The organism is Pseudomonas putida W15Oct28, assembly GCF_000708715.2.
Taxonomy (GTDB): domain Bacteria; phylum Pseudomonadota; class Gammaproteobacteria; order Pseudomonadales; family Pseudomonadaceae; genus Aquipseudomonas; species Aquipseudomonas putida_R.
Map to the genome: position 1 here is coordinate 28,828 of NZ_JENB01000010.1, position 16,520 is coordinate 45,347.

Here is a 16,520-nt window from a genome sequence, read left to right on the forward strand (position 1 = left end):
CAGGTTAATAGGGTGGATTCCACCGGCCGGGGCGCGTGCTGGCTACCACTGTCGTGTGCGGGTGGAGGCACACGCTGCCTTGCTCGTCGCAGGAGGCACAGGCTGGTGCAAAGGGTTGCTTCACGACCTTGGCCAGGTCGCTCAGCAGCACCAGTTGCTCACCGATGTCGAGGTTCAGCCGCCCGGTACGGGTATCGACCAGTTCCAGTTGCCAGGCCAGCAAGGTAAGGCAGGCCCCTAGCGCAGGCAGGGCTTCACGTTGCAGGCAGCCGCCATGACAGGCGGGGGCAAGCAGCTGTTGCAGGGCATCGGTGTAATGGGCGACTTCACGCAGGCCCAGGCGTGTGGCCTGCCGGGCAAGGTTGTCGAGGGTGTTGTCCAGGCACCGGCAGGCATCTGGATCATTGTCGATCAGTTCCAGATGCTGCAGGCACTCCTGGGCCTGGGTCAGCAATACCTGGGCATCCAGCAGGTAACCCTGCAGGGCGTCATCGAACGATAAGGCAGTGTCCATGATCAGGTCCCCGCGCGTGGGGCAGGCGCAGGGGGCGGGCACGCCGAAACGATAGCTAGCAAAAGCCTGACTCCATTCATGCATTGAGAATGGCGTCACATTAATGGCTAAAGGATATCGCGAACATCAGGTTGCACCCGATTGCCGCTAAGGGTTTCCCTGATGTCGGGCTAAGGTGGGGAACTTTTGTCGCCCCTGCTGATTTACCGTGGAACCCCCGCAGTAAAGCATGATGGTAAAGTGATATCAATTGGCTTCATGGCATTTTCCCGCAAGGGTCAAGGTGTGCGTGAAGCCGCCGATACAGGGTGGATGTTTTCACTTTTTTGACTCAAGCCTGGGGGTTTTCCAATGGCTGGCATTCTCGACACAGTAGACCAACGCACGCAACTGGTGGGTGAGAACCGCCTGGAAATTCTGATGTTTCGCCTGGCCGGCCGCCAGTTGTTCGCGATCAACGTGTTCAAGGTGCAGGAAGTGCTGCAACTGCCCAAGCTGACCCTGATGCCCCAGCGCCACGCCTTCGTCTGCGGGGTGGTCAACCTGCGCGGCCAGACCCTGCCGGTGATCGACCTGTCTCAGGCGATCGGCATGCGCCCGCTGCAGCCGGGGCCGGACAGCACCATCATCGTCACCGAGTACAACCGCTCGGTGCAGGCCTTCCTGGTGGGCGGCGTCGACCGTATCGTCAACATGAACTGGGAGTCGATCATGCCGCCGCCTGCCAGCGCCGGTCGCCAGCACTACCTGACCGCCATCACCAAGGTCGATGAAAAGCTGGTGGAGGTGATCGACGTCGAGAAGGTGCTGGCCGAGATTGTGCCGTATAACGCCCGTGTTTCCGGCGAGAAGCTCGCCGACCCGGTGCTGGCCCGTGCCCGCGGCCGCGAGGTACTGCTGGTGGACGACTCCAGCGTGGCCCTGGCGCAATTGCGTGACACCCTGTCCCAGCTGGGCGTGAAGCTGCACGTGGCCAGTGACGGCCTGAAGGCGTTGCGCATGCTCAAGGGCTGGGCCGATGCGGGTGAGGACGTGTGCGAAAAGCTGTTGATGGTATTCACCGACGCCGAAATGCCTGAAATGGACGGCTACCGGCTGACCACCGAGATTCGCAGCGATGCCCGTTTGCGCAAGCTCTACGTCGTGCTGCACACCTCGCTGTCGGGCAGCTTCAATGAATCCATGGTGAAGAAGGTGGGTTGCGACAACTTCCTGTCCAAGTTCCAGCCTGATCGCCTGGTCGATGTGGTCAAGCAACGCCTGCTGCTGGATGTCGCCACTGCGTGATCGCTGGGCCAGCCAGGTATAAGCTTGGCTTTTGGCATGACGCGAGGCGGCAGGGATGTTTCTCAGTGAGTTGTATCGATACCCGGTGAAGTCGGGCCAGGCGCAAAGCCTGCAGGCATCACGGGTGGGGCTGTTGGGGTTGCAGGGCGACCGGCGCTGGATGGTCGTGGAGGAAGAAAACGGACGCTTCCTGACCCAGCGTGCCTGGCCGCAACTTGGCCAGGTTCAGGCGCACGATGACGACAACGGCCAGTTGCTGTTGCAAGCGCCCGGTATAGCGCCGTTGCGGGTGCCTGTGCCCGCAGGCGATGACGCCCTGCGTGGCGTGACGATCTGGCGCGACACCCTGCGCGTGCCGGACGCTGGCGACGCGGCGGCGGCCTGGTTGAGTGCGTTGCTGGGCAAGGCCGTGCGCCTGGTGCATTGCCCGGAGCAGCGCGCGCGTTACCTGCCCAATGGTTACGGCTTCAACAGTGATCGGGCGGCGTTTCCCGATGGTTTTCCCTTGCTGCTGATTGGCCAGGGCTCGCTCGACGAGCTCAACCGGCGTATCGGCCGGCCCATGGAAATGCTGCGCTTTCGACCCAACCTGGTGGTGCAGGGGGCGGAGCCGTTTGCCGAGGATGGCTGGAAGCGGATTCGCATCGGCAGCCTGGAATTTCGCGTGCTCAAGCCCAGTGTGCGGTGCATCTTTACCACGATTGACCCGGCAACCGGGGAGCGCAGTGCGGACCGCGAGCCGATGGTCACGCTCAGGACCTTTCGCGAGAAGGAGGGGGATGTGCTGTTCGGGCAGAACCTGGCGGTGGATGGCAGTGGGTGGCTTGAAGTAGGAATGCAGGTGGAAGTCCTGGAATGAATATGTTGCCTGAACCGGCCCTATCGCCGGCAAGCCAGCTCCCACAGGTTCATCACAGGTTCGAAGACTTGTGCGCTACCTGTGGGAGCTGGCTTGCCGGCGATAGGGCCGGCACAGGCTCAGCAAACCTTACATGTCATCGAAATACCGCTCATGCCAATCCACCAGCGGCTGCGGCGAATTCAGCTTTTGCCCGTAGATCACCGAATACGACAGCACGTTCTGCACATATTGGCGCGTTTCGTCGAAGGGGATCGATTCCACCCACACATCGAAACTCAGGTGCTTTGCACCTTTCAGCCACTGCCGCACGCGCCCGGGCCCGGCGTTGTAGGCCGCGGAGGCCAGCACCCGGTTGCCGTTGAACTGGCTGTGCACCTGGCTCAGGTAGGCCGCGCCCAGCTGGATGTTCTTGTCCGGGTTCAGCACCTGCGCCGGTGATGCCAGCGGGATGCTGAACTTGCGTGCGGTCTCTTTGGCCGTGGCCGGCATCAGCTGCATCAGGCCGCTGGCGCCCACCGGTGAGCGCGCATCCTCCATGAATGCACTTTCCTGGCGGGTGATGGCGAATACCCAGCTCGAATGCAGGCCGCGGACCTTGGCTTCACGCACCAGGGTGTCGCGGTGGGCCATCGGGAAGCGGATGTCCAGATCGTCCCAGTATTGCGCCTGGCTGATGGTACGGATGGCCGGGAAGTACCAGCGCAGGTCGTAGCCCAGGCGTGCCTGGGCAACCATTTCGTCGCGGGTGAAGTGGCGGCTGACGTGGTACCACTCGCGGCGGCCCTCGACGATCTGGCCACGGGCGTGGAATTCCAGTGCACGCTGGATGCCGGGTGTGTTGCGCACTTTCTTGACCAGTTGCGGGCTCAGCAGCAGCGGTTTGTTGTTCAACTGGTAGGGCGTCTGTGCCCGGTCGGCGGCGAGGAAACCATAGAAGTCGCGCTCACGTGCCACGGTCTTGTACAGCAGCGGGATCTGCGGGTTGTTCGGCTGGGCCAGCTCCAGGCTGCGTGCCTGCCAGTATTTCCAGCGGCTGCTGCTGGCCAGGTCCTGAGGCAGGCGCTTGGTCAGCTCGTAGGCGTCTTCCCAGCGGCCAAGGCGCAGCAGCAGGCGCAGGCGCCATTCGCTGACGGTGTTGTCGCGCAGTTCGGGGTCGTAGCGGGTCATCAGGTCGAGCGCGCGCGGGTCGTAGCGGCGTGCCAGGGTCAGGCCGATTTCGCGGGCGATGGCCACCTTTTCGTCGCGGGAGAAGTGCATGCGCTGGGCGTAATCGTCGAGCAGTGCCATGGCCCGCTCCGGGTCCTGCCGGGCCAGGCGGCGCAGGCCGAGGCTGACGACATCGGACATGGCCTCGTTGACCGGGGTGAAGCGCGACGGCTGGTTGAGCAGCTCAGGCTTCTGCGCCACGTCGACCAGCAGGCGCCCCTGCGGGCCGAGGGTGGTCAGGGTCTTGACCAGGTTGTTGGCCAAGGCGTAATTGCGCGTCTGGGCCGCCAGCTTGGTACGTTCCCAGCGCTTGGCCTCGGTCAGCTGGCCTTCGGCCGCCCACATGCCGAACAGCGTGTCGCAGGCGGCAGGTTGCGACTTGCCGACATTCCACAGTTTGTCGGCGGTGGCATAGCCCTCGGCGCGCAGGCCATGGCTGAGCTGATACTGGCCGTTGAGGCAGTCCAGTTCGGTGAAGTTGAGCTTGGGGTCGTAGTACTTGACGAAGGTGTCCCATTCGCCGCGTTCGGCCAGCCAGCGTAGCCAGCGCAGTTTCATCCAGTTGGCCTGGGGCAGGTCGCCATGCTTGGCGAGAAAGCCTTCGATCTCCTGGTTGCTGGCACTTTTGAGGCGGGCGGTAAGCTCGTCGTAGGCGAGGTAGGGTGTGAGCGGGTAGTCGCTCAGGGCTTGGGCATAGCGCAGGTATGGGCCTTTGTCGCCCTTGGCCAGCGCGCGCTTGGCCTCGTCATAGTACTGGCGCTGCTGGGTGAGGTCTGTGGCCTGCGCCGCGCAGGTGGCAGCGGTAAGCAGCAGGCAGGATGCAATATGTAACAGGCGGCTGCGCATGATACGTCCGGGCAGTTGAACCATGGGGAAGTGACGGCGGAGCCAGCACACTTGGAAGCAATTGCCTTAGCTTAGCCGTTTGCCGGCGGCGGGTGAAAGCACTGTGCTTGTATCGGGATATTAACTTCGACCAGATGTCGCAAAGCGCTGGTCGGGTGGCCAAGCGGATGCCGTCGAGGGCCAAGTCAGGTAGAATGCGCGCCCGATTTATGGAGACCAACATGACCCTGCTCAAATTCAGCGATGTGTCCCTCGCATTCGGCGCCATGCCGCTGCTGGACAAAGTGTCCTGGCAGATCGCTCGTGGTGAGCGGGTGTGCATCATCGGCCGCAACGGTACTGGCAAATCCAGCATGCTGCGCCTGGTCAAGGGCGAGCAGAAGGGTGACGACGGTGAAGTCTGGCGTGCCCCGGGCCTGAAGATCGGCGAGCTGCCGCAGGAACTGCCGGTGGCCGACGATCGCACGGTGTTCGATGTCGTGGCCGCAGGCCTGGATGGCGTCGGCGAGTTGCTGGCACAGTTCCATCACCTGAGCATGAATATCCAGAACGACGAAGACCTGGAAAAACTCATGCACGTCCAGCACGAGCTGGAAGCCCGTGATGGCTGGCGCCTGCAGCAAGTGGTGGAGAGCACCCTGAGCCGCCTGCAGTTGCCGGCCGACAAGACCCTGGCCGAGCTGTCCGGTGGCTGGCGCCGCCGTGTGCTGCTGGCCCAGGCGCTGGTGTCCGAGCCCGACCTGCTGCTGCTCGACGAGCCGACCAACCACCTGGACATCGGTGCCATTGCCTGGCTCGAAGAGGCCCTGCGCAGCTTCAACGGTGCTGTGCTGTTCATCACCCACGACCGGTCCTTCCTGCAGAACCTGGCCACCCGCATCCTTGAACTGGACCGTGGCGGCCTGATCGACTGGAACGGTGACTACGCCAGCTTCCTGGTGCACAAGGAGGCCGCCCTGGCCGCCGAAGAAACCGCCAACGCGCTGTTCGACAAGCGCCTGGCCCAGGAAGAAGTGTGGATTCGCCAAGGCATCAAGGCCCGCCGCACCCGTAACGAAGGCCGCGTGCGTGCGCTGAAAGCCTTGCGCGTGGAGCGTGGCGAGCGCCGCGAACGCCAGGGCAAGGCCAACATCCAGATCGAGTCGGCAGAAAAATCCGGCAAGCAGGTGATGGTGCTGGAAAACGTCAGCTTCCATCACCCCGAAGGGCCGATGCTGGTCAAGGACTTTTCCATGGTCCTGCAGCGCCAGGACCGTATCGGCCTGCTGGGCGCCAACGGCACCGGCAAGACCACCTTGCTCAAGCTGATGCTCGGCGGCCTGGAGCCCACTTCGGGCAAGGTCGAGAGCGGCACCAAGCTGGAAGTGGCCTACTTCGACCAGATGCGCCACCAGCTCGAGCTGGAAAAGACCGTGATCGACAACCTGGCAGAAGGCCGTGACTTCATCGAGATCGACGGCCAGAACCGCCACGTGCTGAGCTACCTGGGCGACTTCCTGTTCAGCCCTCAGCGTGCCCGCACGCCGGTCAAGGCGCTGTCGGGTGGCGAGCGTGCGCGCCTGTTGCTGGCCAAGCTGTTCAGCAAGCCGGCCAACCTGCTGGTGCTCGACGAACCGACCAACGACCTGGACGTTGAAACCCTCGAACTGCTCGAAGAAGTGCTGTCCAACTACAAGGGCACCGTGCTGATGGTCAGCCACGACCGGGCCTTCCTCGACAACGTCGTCACCAGCACCCTGGTGTTCGAAGGCGAGGGCAAGGTGCGTGAGTACGTCGGCGGCTACGAGGACTGGATTCGCCAGGGTGGCTCGCCGAAGCTGCTGGGCGTGACCGAGAGCAAGGGCGGCAAGTCCGCGCTCAACAGCGCAGTGGTGGAGAAAGTCGAGGACAAGCCCGCGCCAGTGGCTGCGCCGGTGGCGGAAGAGGCTTCGAAGAAGAAGCTCAGCTACAAGCTGCAGCGTGAGCTGGAGATGCTGCCAGGGCAGATCGACCAGATTGAGCAGCGTATGGCTGAGGCTCAGGAAGAAGTGAATGCGGCGGGCTTCTACCAGCGGTCGATTGCTGAAACTTCCGCAGTGCTCGCGAAGATCGAAAAGCTGCAAGGTGAGCTGGATGTGCTGGTAGAGCGCTGGGCAGAGCTGGAAGGCTGATCAGCTTTTAACCTGTACCGACCTCTTCGCGGGCTTGCCCGCTCCCACAGGATCACCACAGCTAAAAGGCCTGTGTAAATCCTGTGGGAGCGGGCAAGCCCGCGAAGAGGCCCGTACAGGTTAAATCATTCTTTCTTCTGCAACCGCACCGCCAGAACATCGCACGGCGCACCATGCAGCACGTCATTGGCCGTGGAGCCCAGCAGCAACGCCAGGCCATGGCGGCCATGGCTGCCGACCACGATCAGGTCGCACTTCTGGTCCTTGGCCAGCTGGTGGATTTCCTGGCGCGGTTGGCCGTAGGTCAGGTGCGAATCACCGCGCTGGATGCCGGGGTATTTGTTGAACAGACGCTCCATGCGCTCCTTGGCCTGGTCGAACTGTTGCTGCTGCAGTTGCGACAGGTCCATCGGCACGTCACCGCCAAAGGCCATGGCCATCGGCTCGACGATGTGTACCAGGGACACCTTGGCGCCTGAGGGCTCGGCGAGCTTCATGGCACGTTTGATCACCGGGTCGCATTCTTCGGTCAGGTCGACGGCGACCAACAAATGTTCGTATTGCATGAGCGGTACTCCTGGCAATCGCGATAGAAGAAGTATGGTCGCTTTCGGGCGGGTCTTCCGTGAAAAATGGCTAACCAGCTCATTTGCAACGCTTTATGGGAACTACTGATATGACGGTATTGCTGGTGGTGTCAATCCTTGCGCTGATTCTCAGCCCGCTTTCCTGGCTGCGCAGCTCGCGCAAGCAGAGCGAGCAGATGAGTTTGCGCCTGGAAGCGCGGCGCATGGGGTTGGCCATGCAGCTGGCGCCGCAGCAGTGGCCGCACTGGCTCGAAAAGGAGCCACCAAGCCCTTGCCCGCAATACCACCGGGCACGGCGTCGCGGGCATGAGGACAGCTTCAGCTTCTGGCAGATCAGCCCGGGGGTGTGGTGCAACCAGTGGCGCGAGCCCTGCGAAGATCCGCGCTTCATGGAGGCCTTGGCGCGCTTGCCGGCGAGCGTCTACAAGGTCGAAGCCGACGCGCGGATGATCGCCCTCTACTGGACTGAGCGGGGCGATACGGCTGTGTTGCAGGATGTTGCTTACGTCCTCGAAACCCTGGCCTGACAGTCACCACTAATCATGGCTGTCACCGACGCCTGTGGGAGCGGGCATGCCCGCGAACACCGGCGCAGCCGGTGCCAGTCACCGCGTTGAATTCTTCGCGGGCACGCCCGCTCCCACAGGGAATGCGGCGGTTTCAATAGCTTTAAACGACAAAGCGGCGGCTTGGCAGAACCCTGAAGGGGTGGGGTGCCAAGTCGCCGCTTTGCGTTCTGCTGCGCAGAAATGGCCAGGCAGGCCGGGTATTTACTCAAGCAGGTGGCAGTGTAGTCGCCCTTGGTTGCCTCGCAAGCCAAAAATGCAGCGCTGTTCAATTGCGCGTGGTCAATCGCTGACATGAATGGTCGGCGATCACTGTCATCATGTTTTGTACCCGGACGATACAAAGTGACTGGAAAGTCGCGTTTTCGCCGTGCGCGTGAGCATTTGACAACGCCGATCTTTTCGGAGAATGTGTGCACACCCAAATCAAACGGGCGTATGAATTGAGCGTTTGTATGTCATGACGCCAAGCCATACTTCCGACTAGCGCGCTGACGGGTGTGCCTGGGGCAGGGCAGCTAGGCCTGCTTCTGCTGCAGCGATCGGCGTGTACAGTTCAGCTTCCATATCGTGGAGATCAGTTGATGATTTACGAAGGTAAAGCCATCACGGTTAAGGCTCTTGAAAGTGGCATCGTCGAGCTCAAGTTCGACCTCAAGGGTGAGTCCGTCAACAAGTTCAACCGCCTGACCCTGAACGAGCTTCGCCAGGCCGTCGATGCCATCAAGGCCGACGCCTCGGTCAAGGGCGTGATCGTCAGCAGTGGCAAGGACGTGTTCATCGTCGGCGCCGACATCACCGAGTTCGTCGACAACTTCAAGCTGCCCGAGGCCGAACTGGTCGCCGGCAACCTGGAAGCCAACCGCATCTTCAGCGCCTTCGAAGACCTCGAAGTGCCGACCGTTGCTGCCATCAACGGCATCGCCCTGGGCGGCGGCCTGGAAATGTGCCTGGCCGCGGACTACCGGGTCATGTCCACCAGCGCCAAGATCGGCCTGCCAGAAGTCAAGCTGGGTATCTACCCCGGCTTTGGCGGCACCGTGCGCCTGCCGCGCCTGATCGGTTCGGACAACGCTGTCGAGTGGATCGCCTCCGGCAAGGAAAACCGTGCCGAAGACGCCCTGAAAGTGGGTGCCGTCGACGCCGTGGTCGCCCCTGAGTTGCTGCAGGCCGGTGCCCTGGACCTGATCAAGCGCGCCATCAGTGGCGAGCTGGACTACAAGGCCAAGCGTCAGCCCAAGCTGGAAAAGCTCAAGCTCAATGCCATCGAGCAGATGATGGCCTTCGAGACCGCCAAGGGCTTTGTTGCCGGCCAGGCCGGCCCGAACTACCCGGCCCCTGTCGAAGCCATCAAGACCATCCAGAAAGCGGCCAACTTCGGTCGCGACAAGGCTTTGGAAGTCGAAGCAGCAGGCTTTGCCAAGCTGGCCAAGACTTCGGTTGCCGAAAGCCTGATCGGCCTGTTCCTGAACGACCAGGAGCTCAAGCGCAAGGCCAAGGCGCATGATGAGATCGCTCACGACGTGAAGCAGGCCGCCGTGCTCGGCGCCGGCATCATGGGTGGCGGCATCGCTTACCAGTCGGCGGTCAAGGGCACCCCGATCCTGATGAAGGATATCCGCGAGGAAGCCATTCAGCTGGGCCTTAACGAGGCCTCCAAGCTGCTCGGCAACCGCGTCGACAAGGGCCGCCTGACCCCGGCCAAGATGGCCGAGGCACTCAACGCCATTCGCCCGACCCTGTCCTATGGCGATTTCGCCAATGTCGACATCGTCGTCGAAGCTGTGGTCGAGAACCCGAAAGTGAAGCAGGCCGTGCTGGCTGAGGTGGAAGGCCAGGTGAAAGAGGATGCGATCCTTGCGTCCAACACCTCGACCATCTCCATCAACCTGCTGGCAAAAGCGCTCAAGCGCCCGGAAAACTTCGTCGGCATGCACTTCTTCAACCCGGTGCACATGATGCCGCTGGTGGAAGTGATCCGTGGCGAGAAGTCCAGTGAAGTGGCGGTCGCCACCACCGTGGCCTACGCCAAGAAAATGGGCAAGAACCCGATCGTGGTCAACGATTGCCCGGGCTTCCTGGTCAACCGCGTGCTGTTCCCGTATTTCGGCGGCTTTGCCAAGCTGGTCAGCGCCGGTGTCGACTTTGTGCGCATCGACAAGGTCATGGAAAAGTTCGGCTGGCCGATGGGCCCGGCCTACCTGATGGACGTGGTCGGCATCGACACCGGCCACCACGGGCGTGACGTGATGGCCGAAGGCTTCCCGGACCGCATGAAGGACGAGCGCCGCTCGGCCGTCGACGCGCTGTACGAGGCCAAGCGCCTGGGCCAGAAGAACGGCAAAGGCTTCTACGCCTACGAAACCGACAAGCGCGGCAAGCCGAAGAAAGTCTTCGACGCTGCCGTACTGGACGTGCTCAAGCCAATCGTGTTCGAACAGCGCGAAGTCACCGACGAAGACATCATCAACTGGATGATGGTCCCGCTGTGCCTGGAGACCGTGCGCTGCCTGGAAGACGGCATTGTCGAAACCGCCGCCGAAGCCGATATGGGCCTGGTCTATGGCATTGGTTTCCCTCCCTTCCGCGGTGGTGCGCTGCGTTACATCGACTCGATCGGTGTGGCCGAATTCGTCGCCCTGGCCGATCAGTACGCCGATCTGGGGCCGCTGTACCACCCGACTGCGAAGCTGCGTGAAATGGCCAAGAACGGCCAGCGCTTCTTCAACTGAGCGGTCAACGAGCTAGAGCGAGAGATTTGATATGAGCCTGAATCCAAGAGACGTGGTGATTGTCGACTTCGGTCGCACGCCAATGGGCCGCTCCAAGGGTGGCATGCACCGCAACACCCGCGCCGAAGACATGTCGGCGCACCTGATCAGCAAGCTGCTGGAGCGTAACGACAAGGTCGACCCGAAGGAAGTCGAGGACGTGATCTGGGGCTGCGTCAACCAGACCCTGGAGCAGGGCTGGAACATCGCCCGCATGGCGTCGCTGATGACCCCGATCCCGCACACTTCTGCGGCGCAGACCGTCAGCCGCCTGTGTGGCTCGTCGATGAGCGCACTGCACACCGCTGCCCAGGCGATCATGACCGGTAACGGCGATGTATTCGTCATCGGCGGCGTGGAGCACATGGGCCACGTCAGCATGATGCACGGCGTCGACCCCAACCCGCACCTGTCCTTGCATGCTGCCAAGGCTTCCGGGATGATGGGCCTGACTGCAGAAATGCTCGGCAAGATGCACGGCATCACCCGTGAGCAGCAGGACCTGTTCGGCGTGCGTTCGCACCAGTTGGCCCACAAGGCCACGGTCGAAGGCAAGTTCAAGGACGAGATCATCCCGATGCAGGGCTATGACGAGAACGGCTTCCTGAAGGTGTTCGATTTCGACGAAACCATTCGCCCGGAAACCACCCTCGAAGGCCTGGCGTCGCTCAAGCCGGCGTTCAACCCGAAAGGCGGTACCGTCACTGCCGGTACCTCGTCGCAGATCACCGACGGCGCTTCGTGCATGATCGTCATGTCCGGCCAGCGTGCAATGGACCTGGGTATCCAGCCATTGGCGGTGATCCGTTCGATGGCGGTGGCGGGTGTCGATCCGGCTATCATGGGTTATGGCCCGGTGCCGTCGACCCAAAAAGCGCTCAAGCGTGCCGGGCTGACCATGGCCGACATCGACTTCATCGAGCTCAACGAAGCCTTTGCTGCACAGGCCTTGCCAGTGCTGAAAGACTTGAAAGTGCTCGACAAGATGGATGAGAAGGTTAACCTGCACGGCGGCGCCATTGCTTTGGGCCACCCGTTCGGTTGCTCCGGGGCACGCATTTCGGGCACCCTGCTCAACGTCATGAAGCAGAATGGCGGTACCCTGGGGGTGGCGACCATGTGCGTCGGCCTCGGCCAAGGTATCACCACTGTCTTCGAACGCGTCTGATCGCGTTGCGGGACAGCAACCGGGGCCTTGTGCCCCGGTTTTGTTTTTACAGGATTTATTCAAGAGGGTGGGCAACATGCAGATACAACCAGGCGTATACCGGCATTACAAAGGGCCTGAGTACCGTGTCTTCAGCGTTGCGCGGCATTCCGAGAACGAAGAGTGGATGGTGTTCTACCAATGCCTGTATGGTGATTACAGCTTCTGGGTGCGCCCCCTTTTGATGTTCCAGGAGTCTGTCGAGGTTGACGGCGAGCAGGTGCCACGCTTTGCTTTGGTCAAGGCCGAAGAGGGGCTGCCTGGGTTGCTTGCCAAGTCGCACGAGTGATCGTCCGAGCTTGACCTCACACTTTTGCCACTATATATAGCGGTGCCGCGTCTGGCACCTGACGCGTTTTTCATTTTCAGATTCAGGAATACTCCGATCCATGGGCAAATCGCTGGTCATTGTGGAATCCCCGGCCAAGGCCAAGACCATCAACAAGTACCTGGGCAACCAGTACGTGGTGAAGTCGAGTATCGGCCATATCCGAGACCTCCCCACCAGCGGTTCGGCCAGCGCAAGCAAAGAGCCAGCCGCCAAGCGTGGCAAGGCCGCGGGTGAGGCTCCGGCGCTGTCGCCGAAAGAAAAGGCCCGCCGCCAGCTGGTGGCACGCATGGGCGTCGACCCGGATCACGGCTGGAAGGCCAAGTACGAGATCCTGCCTGGCAAGGAAAAGGTGATCGAAGAGCTGCGTCGCCTGGCCAAGGATGCCGACACCATCTATCTCGCAACCGACTTGGACCGCGAGGGGGAAGCCATTGCCTGGCACCTGCGCGAAGCCATCGGTGGTGACGACACCCGCTACAAGCGTGTGGTGTTCAACGAAATTACCAAGAAGGCCATCCAGGAGGCTTTCTCGCAGCCGGGTGAGCTGGACATCGATCGGGTCAATGCCCAGCAGGCGCGTCGCTTCCTCGACCGCGTGGTCGGTTACATGGTTTCGCCGCTGCTGTGGGCCAAGATCGCCCGTGGCCTGTCCGCTGGCCGTGTGCAGTCGGTCGCGGTAAAGCTGGTGGTGGAGCGCGAGCGCGAAATCCGCGCATTCATCCCGGAAGAGTACTGGGAGATCCACGCCGACCTCGGTACCGCCAAGAACGCCAAGGTGCGTTTCGAGGTGTCGCGCGAGAAGGGCGAGGCCTTCAAGCCACTGAACGAAGCCCAGGCCATGGCTGCGCTGGAGAAGCTAAAGGCTTCCAGCTACAGCGTGGTCAAGCGTGAAGACCGCCCGACCAGCAGCAAACCGTCGGCGCCGTTCATTACCTCCACCCTGCAGCAGGCAGCCAGTAACCGCCTGGGCTTCGGGGTGAAGAAGACCATGATGATGGCCCAGCGCTTGTACGAAGCTGGCTACATCACTTACATGCGAACCGACTCGACCAACCTGTCGGTCGACGCTCTGGACATGGCGCGCAGCTACATCGAGCGCGAATTCGGCAAGCAGTACCTGCCGGAGGCGCCGCTGGTATACGGCAGCAAGGAAGGGGCCCAGGAGGCGCACGAAGCAATTCGTCCTTCCGATGTGAATACCCACCCGACCAAGCTCACTGGCATGGAGCGCGACGCCGAGCGGCTGTACGAGCTGATCTGGCGCCAGTTCCTGGCCTGCCAGATGCCGCCGGCGCAGTACCTGTCTACCAGCGTCACCGTGGCTGCAGGCGACTTCGAGCTGCGTGCCAAGGGCCGTATCCTCAAGTTCGACGGTTATACCCGCGTGCTGCCACAACAGAGCAAGCCGGGCGAAGATGACGTGCTGCCAGAGATGGTCCAGGGCGAAGCGCTGAAGCTGATTCAGATCGACCCGAGCCAGCACTTCACCAAGCCACCGGCGCGCTTCACCGAAGCCAGCCTGGTCAAGGAAATGGAAAAGCGCGGTATTGGTCGCCCGTCGACCTATGCGGCGATCATCTCGACCATCCAGGACCGTGGCTATGTGACCTTGCACAACCGCCGCTTCTATTCCGAAAAGATGGGCGACATCGTTACCGAGCGCCTTTCGGAAAGCTTCTCCAACCTGATGGACTACGGCTTTACCGCCGGCATGGAGGAGAACCTCGACGACGTGGCCCAGGGCGAGCGTGACTGGAAGAACGTGCTCGACGAGTTCTACGGCGATTTCAGCAAGAAGCTGCAGACTGCCGAGTCCAGCGAAGGCGGCATGCGCGCCAACCAGCCGACCATGACCAACATTCCGTGCAAGGAATGTGGCCGGCCGATGATGATCCGCACCGCTTCCACCGGTGTGTTCCTGGGTTGCTCGGGTTACACCTTGCCGCCAAAAGAGCGCTGCAAGGCCACCGTCAACCTGGTGCCGGGTGACGAGATTGCCGCTGACGACGAGGGTGAGTCGGAATCCCGCGTGCTGCTGGGCAAGCACCGCTGCCCGATCTGCGCCACGGCGATGGACGCCTACCTGCTGGATGAGAAGCACAAGCTGCACATTTGCGGTAACAACCCCGATTGCGTTGGCTACGAGATCGAAGAGGGCAGCTACCGCATCAAGGGTTACGAAGGGCCGAGCCTGGAGTGCGACAAGTGTGGCAGCGAGATGCAGTTGAAGACCGGCCGTTTTGGCAAGTTCTTCGGCTGCACCAACGCGACGTGCAAGAACACCCGCAAGCTGCTCAAAAGCGGCGAGGCGGCGCCACCGAAGATGGACAAGGTGGACATGCCGGAGCTCAAGTGCGAGAAGGTCGACGACACTTACGTACTGCGTGACGGTGCTTCGGGGTTGTTCCTGGCTGCCAGCCAGTTCCCGAAAAACCGTGAAACCCGTGCACCGCTGGTGCTGGAAATCGTGCCGCACAAGCATGAAATCGATCCGAAGTATCACTTCCTGTGTGATGCGCCGCAGAAAGACCCGGAAGGCCGCCCGACGGTAATCCGCTACAGCCGCAAGACCAAGGAGCAGTACGTGCAGTCCGAAGTCGATGGCAAGCCGACCGGCTGGAAGGCGTTCTACGACGGCAATGCATGGAAGGTTGAAGACAAGCGCTGATCATTTAGCGCTGTAATTGGGGCCGCTTTGCGCCCCTTCGCGGGCTTGCCCGCTCCCACAGGTTCTGCGTTGCATTCAAAGGCGGCGCGATATCTGTGGGAGCGGGCAAGCCCGCGAAGGGGCGCAAAGCGGCCCTAATCATTTATGATGCAGCTATCAGCCTTGCAGCCTCATGGGAGGGCACTGAGATGGCCCAGGAACTCTATACTCGCACCAACCAGAAATTGTTCTTCGCCGGCCTCGCCCTGGAGTCCATGGCCAAGGCTGAGCAAAGCCAGGCCATGAACGCCCAGGGCCTTGTTCAGGCCGAGCGCGAGTCGGCGCTGTTCCACCTGTATGGCGCGCTGCTGGGCTTGTGTCATGAAATCGGTGGCTTCTACCGCTTGCCGGTTGTAGCAACGGTCGAGCAGGCGCTGGCCGAAGATGCGCTCAATGGCATCGCCATACCGGAGGTGGCCGAGTTGCTGGAATTGGCCCGCCAGCGCGAAACCTGGCTGGCGCAGATGCTCAGTACTTATGCCGATTTGTTCCGACCACCGGTCGCCAGAAAAGCGCCGAAAACCGATGTTACCCAGCCGCTGATCCAGGCCGTCAATCTCGATGAGCCTGAGCATCCTGCGCTGTCACGTGCCGAGCTCGAAAGCTGGCGCAACAACCTCAAGGGCTTGGTGAGACGTTTCCGCGACGCGTTGAGTGAGTGCTGATAGCCGTTACGGCTGGTACAATGTTGGCCTTTCGCGGAGAACTGCCATATATGTCTACGTCTTTTCTGGAAATTGTCGAGTTGCCTGATGGCCGCATCGAACTGCGTCGCGCCGAGGATGAGGGCTCCCTGGTAACCTTGGATTTCTCGGAAGACGCCAAGGCGTTCCTGCAGGGCCAGCATGTAGAAGTGGCCAAGGCCATGCTCAGCGTGGGTGTGCAGATGGCAGGTCGCCTGATGGATGGCGAGCTTGAGCGGGATGAAGGGCCGCGCGTGCTGCACTGAAGGTGCAGCGGGGCATCAGGTTTTTTCAAATGACAGGCAAAGCCTGAACATCAGCCGAGGCGGATGTTCAGGCTTTGTGCGTTTCCGACACTGGCGGCGCGCAGCAGTTGCTGGCGTGCAGTGGCGTTGACGTTGCCCAGCCAACTGACCACGGTGTGGCTGAGGCCCAGGCGCAAGGCTTCGCAGGCCAGTTGCAGCGGGGTTTGGTTGCCGCGAGGTTGCAGCAGCAGGATGCGTTCACGGTTGAGGCCGGCATCGCGCAGCCAGGCCTGGGTCAGGCTCGACGGCGGGGCGATCAGGGTCAGCCAGCGGGCCTCGTCCTCTTCGCTCAGCTCGCGCAGTACCGGTGCCAGCAGGCTTTGGCAGTGCCCAGGGGCGCCGCGCAGCGACAATTCGCTGAACAGTTCGGGCTGGGTGCTCTTGCGTGCCAGCTCACTGGCTTTCAGGCCCGGTAGTACGGGCTGGGCGAGAAATGCTTCGAACAGGGGCAACTGTGCTTGCTCGGGTGCGTGAATGAACTGCTGCATGACGCCTCCT

General features: G+C 61.8%; 14 protein-coding genes. 10 read left to right on the forward strand and 4 right to left on the reverse strand.

The annotated features are described in order from the left end of the window. Positions 1–4: 4 nt before the first annotated feature. Positions 5–514 carry a hypothetical protein gene (locus AK81_RS08850; protein WP_043198363.1) on the reverse strand — a complete coding sequence of 170 codons (510 nt, stop codon included), beginning with the start codon at positions 512–514 and terminating at the stop codon, positions 5–7. A 351-nt stretch (positions 515–865) separates the two neighbouring features. Between AK81_RS08850 and AK81_RS08855 the strand changes: the two genes are divergently transcribed. Both AK81_RS08855 and AK81_RS08860 read left to right on the forward strand, forming a co-directional pair. Further along, on the forward strand, positions 866–1,801 hold the full coding sequence (locus AK81_RS08855; protein ID WP_043198364.1) for a chemotaxis protein CheV: 936 nt from the start codon (positions 866–868) through the stop codon (positions 1,799–1,801). Positions 1,802–1,856: 55 nt separating this feature from the next. Beyond that, positions 1,857–2,660: an MOSC domain-containing protein gene (locus AK81_RS08860; RefSeq protein ID WP_043198366.1), complete on the forward strand. Its 804-nt coding sequence runs from the start codon at positions 1,857–1,859 to the stop codon at positions 2,658–2,660. A gap of 129 nt (positions 2,661–2,789) precedes the next feature. On the opposite strand, the gene AK81_RS08865 is transcribed toward AK81_RS08860, so the two are convergent. Further along, on the reverse strand, positions 2,790–4,715 hold the full coding sequence (locus AK81_RS08865; RefSeq protein WP_043198367.1) for a transglycosylase SLT domain-containing protein: 1,926 nt from the start codon (positions 4,713–4,715) through the stop codon (positions 2,790–2,792). 221 nt (positions 4,716–4,936) lie between these two features. Between AK81_RS08865 and AK81_RS08870 the strand changes: the two genes are divergently transcribed. Further along, positions 4,937–6,865: an ATP-binding cassette domain-containing protein gene (locus tag AK81_RS08870; protein ID WP_043198368.1), complete on the forward strand. Its 1,929-nt coding sequence runs from the start codon at positions 4,937–4,939 to the stop codon at positions 6,863–6,865. Positions 6,866–6,990: 125 nt separating this feature from the next. Here AK81_RS08870 and AK81_RS08875 read toward each other — a convergent pair whose 3' ends face one another. Beyond that, positions 6,991–7,431 carry a universal stress protein gene (locus tag AK81_RS08875; protein ID WP_043198370.1) on the reverse strand — a complete coding sequence of 147 codons (441 nt, stop codon included), beginning with the start codon at positions 7,429–7,431 and terminating at the stop codon, positions 6,991–6,993. A gap of 110 nt (positions 7,432–7,541) precedes the next feature. On the opposite strand from AK81_RS08875, the gene AK81_RS08880 reads away from it, so the two are divergent. The 7 genes from AK81_RS08880 to AK81_RS08910 all read left to right on the forward strand — a co-directional run bounded on the left by AK81_RS08880 (position 7,542) and on the right by AK81_RS08910 (position 15,983). Continuing rightward, positions 7,542–7,979, forward strand: coding sequence for a hypothetical protein (locus AK81_RS08880; RefSeq protein WP_043198371.1), 438 nt, complete (start codon positions 7,542–7,544; stop codon positions 7,977–7,979). A 623-nt stretch (positions 7,980–8,602) separates the two neighbouring features. Next, entirely contained in the window at positions 8,603–10,750 is a 2,148-nt protein-coding gene (gene fadB / locus AK81_RS08885; protein ID WP_043198373.1) for a fatty acid oxidation complex subunit alpha FadB, read from the forward strand. Positions 10,751–10,781: 31 nt separating this feature from the next. After that, a complete protein-coding gene (fadA, locus tag AK81_RS08890; RefSeq protein ID WP_016500745.1) occupies positions 10,782–11,957 on the forward strand; it encodes an acetyl-CoA C-acyltransferase FadA in 1,176 nt (391 codons plus the stop codon). A gap of 76 nt (positions 11,958–12,033) precedes the next feature. Beyond that, entirely contained in the window at positions 12,034–12,285 is a 252-nt protein-coding gene (locus AK81_RS08895; RefSeq protein ID WP_043198375.1) for a DUF1653 domain-containing protein, read from the forward strand. A 100-nt stretch (positions 12,286–12,385) separates the two neighbouring features. Beyond that, positions 12,386–14,995 (forward strand): type I DNA topoisomerase, encoded by a 2,610-nt coding sequence (gene topA, locus AK81_RS08900; protein ID WP_043198376.1) that lies wholly within the window; start codon positions 12,386–12,388, stop codon positions 14,993–14,995. Between the two features lie 188 nt (positions 14,996–15,183). Then, entirely contained in the window at positions 15,184–15,699 is a 516-nt protein-coding gene (locus AK81_RS08905; RefSeq protein ID WP_043198379.1) for a DUF6586 family protein, read from the forward strand. A 50-nt stretch (positions 15,700–15,749) separates the two neighbouring features. Further along, a complete protein-coding gene (locus AK81_RS08910; protein ID WP_004376430.1) occupies positions 15,750–15,983 on the forward strand; it encodes a hypothetical protein in 234 nt (77 codons plus the stop codon). Between the two features lie 50 nt (positions 15,984–16,033). Here AK81_RS08910 and sulA read toward each other — a convergent pair whose 3' ends face one another. After that, positions 16,034–16,510, reverse strand: coding sequence for an SOS-induced cell division inhibitor SulA (gene sulA / locus AK81_RS08915; RefSeq protein ID WP_043198382.1), 477 nt, complete (start codon positions 16,508–16,510; stop codon positions 16,034–16,036). Positions 16,511–16,520 lie beyond the last annotated feature (10 nt).

Coding starts and splice junctions, on each gene's coding strand:
- AK81_RS08850 (WP_043198363.1), bottom strand. CDS start 514: ATGGACACTGCCTTATCGTTCGATGACGCCCTGCAGGGTTACCTGCTG.
- AK81_RS08855 (WP_043198364.1), top strand. CDS start 866: ATGGCTGGCATTCTCGACACAGTAGACCAACGCACGCAACTGGTGGGT.
- AK81_RS08860 (WP_043198366.1), top strand. CDS start 1,857: ATGTTTCTCAGTGAGTTGTATCGATACCCGGTGAAGTCGGGCCAGGCG.
- AK81_RS08865 (WP_043198367.1), bottom strand. CDS start 4,715: ATGCGCAGCCGCCTGTTACATATTGCATCCTGCCTGCTGCTTACCGCT.
- AK81_RS08870 (WP_043198368.1), top strand. CDS start 4,937: ATGACCCTGCTCAAATTCAGCGATGTGTCCCTCGCATTCGGCGCCATG.
- AK81_RS08875 (WP_043198370.1), bottom strand. CDS start 7,431: ATGCAATACGAACATTTGTTGGTCGCCGTCGACCTGACCGAAGAATGC.
- AK81_RS08880 (WP_043198371.1), top strand. CDS start 7,542: ATGACGGTATTGCTGGTGGTGTCAATCCTTGCGCTGATTCTCAGCCCG.
- fadB (WP_043198373.1), top strand. CDS start 8,603: ATGATTTACGAAGGTAAAGCCATCACGGTTAAGGCTCTTGAAAGTGGC.
- fadA (WP_016500745.1), top strand. CDS start 10,782: ATGAGCCTGAATCCAAGAGACGTGGTGATTGTCGACTTCGGTCGCACG.
- AK81_RS08895 (WP_043198375.1), top strand. CDS start 12,034: ATGCAGATACAACCAGGCGTATACCGGCATTACAAAGGGCCTGAGTAC.
- topA (WP_043198376.1), top strand. CDS start 12,386: ATGGGCAAATCGCTGGTCATTGTGGAATCCCCGGCCAAGGCCAAGACC.
- AK81_RS08905 (WP_043198379.1), top strand. CDS start 15,184: ATGGCCCAGGAACTCTATACTCGCACCAACCAGAAATTGTTCTTCGCC.
- AK81_RS08910 (WP_004376430.1), top strand. CDS start 15,750: ATGTCTACGTCTTTTCTGGAAATTGTCGAGTTGCCTGATGGCCGCATC.
- sulA (WP_043198382.1), bottom strand. CDS start 16,510: ATGCAGCAGTTCATTCACGCACCCGAGCAAGCACAGTTGCCCCTGTTC.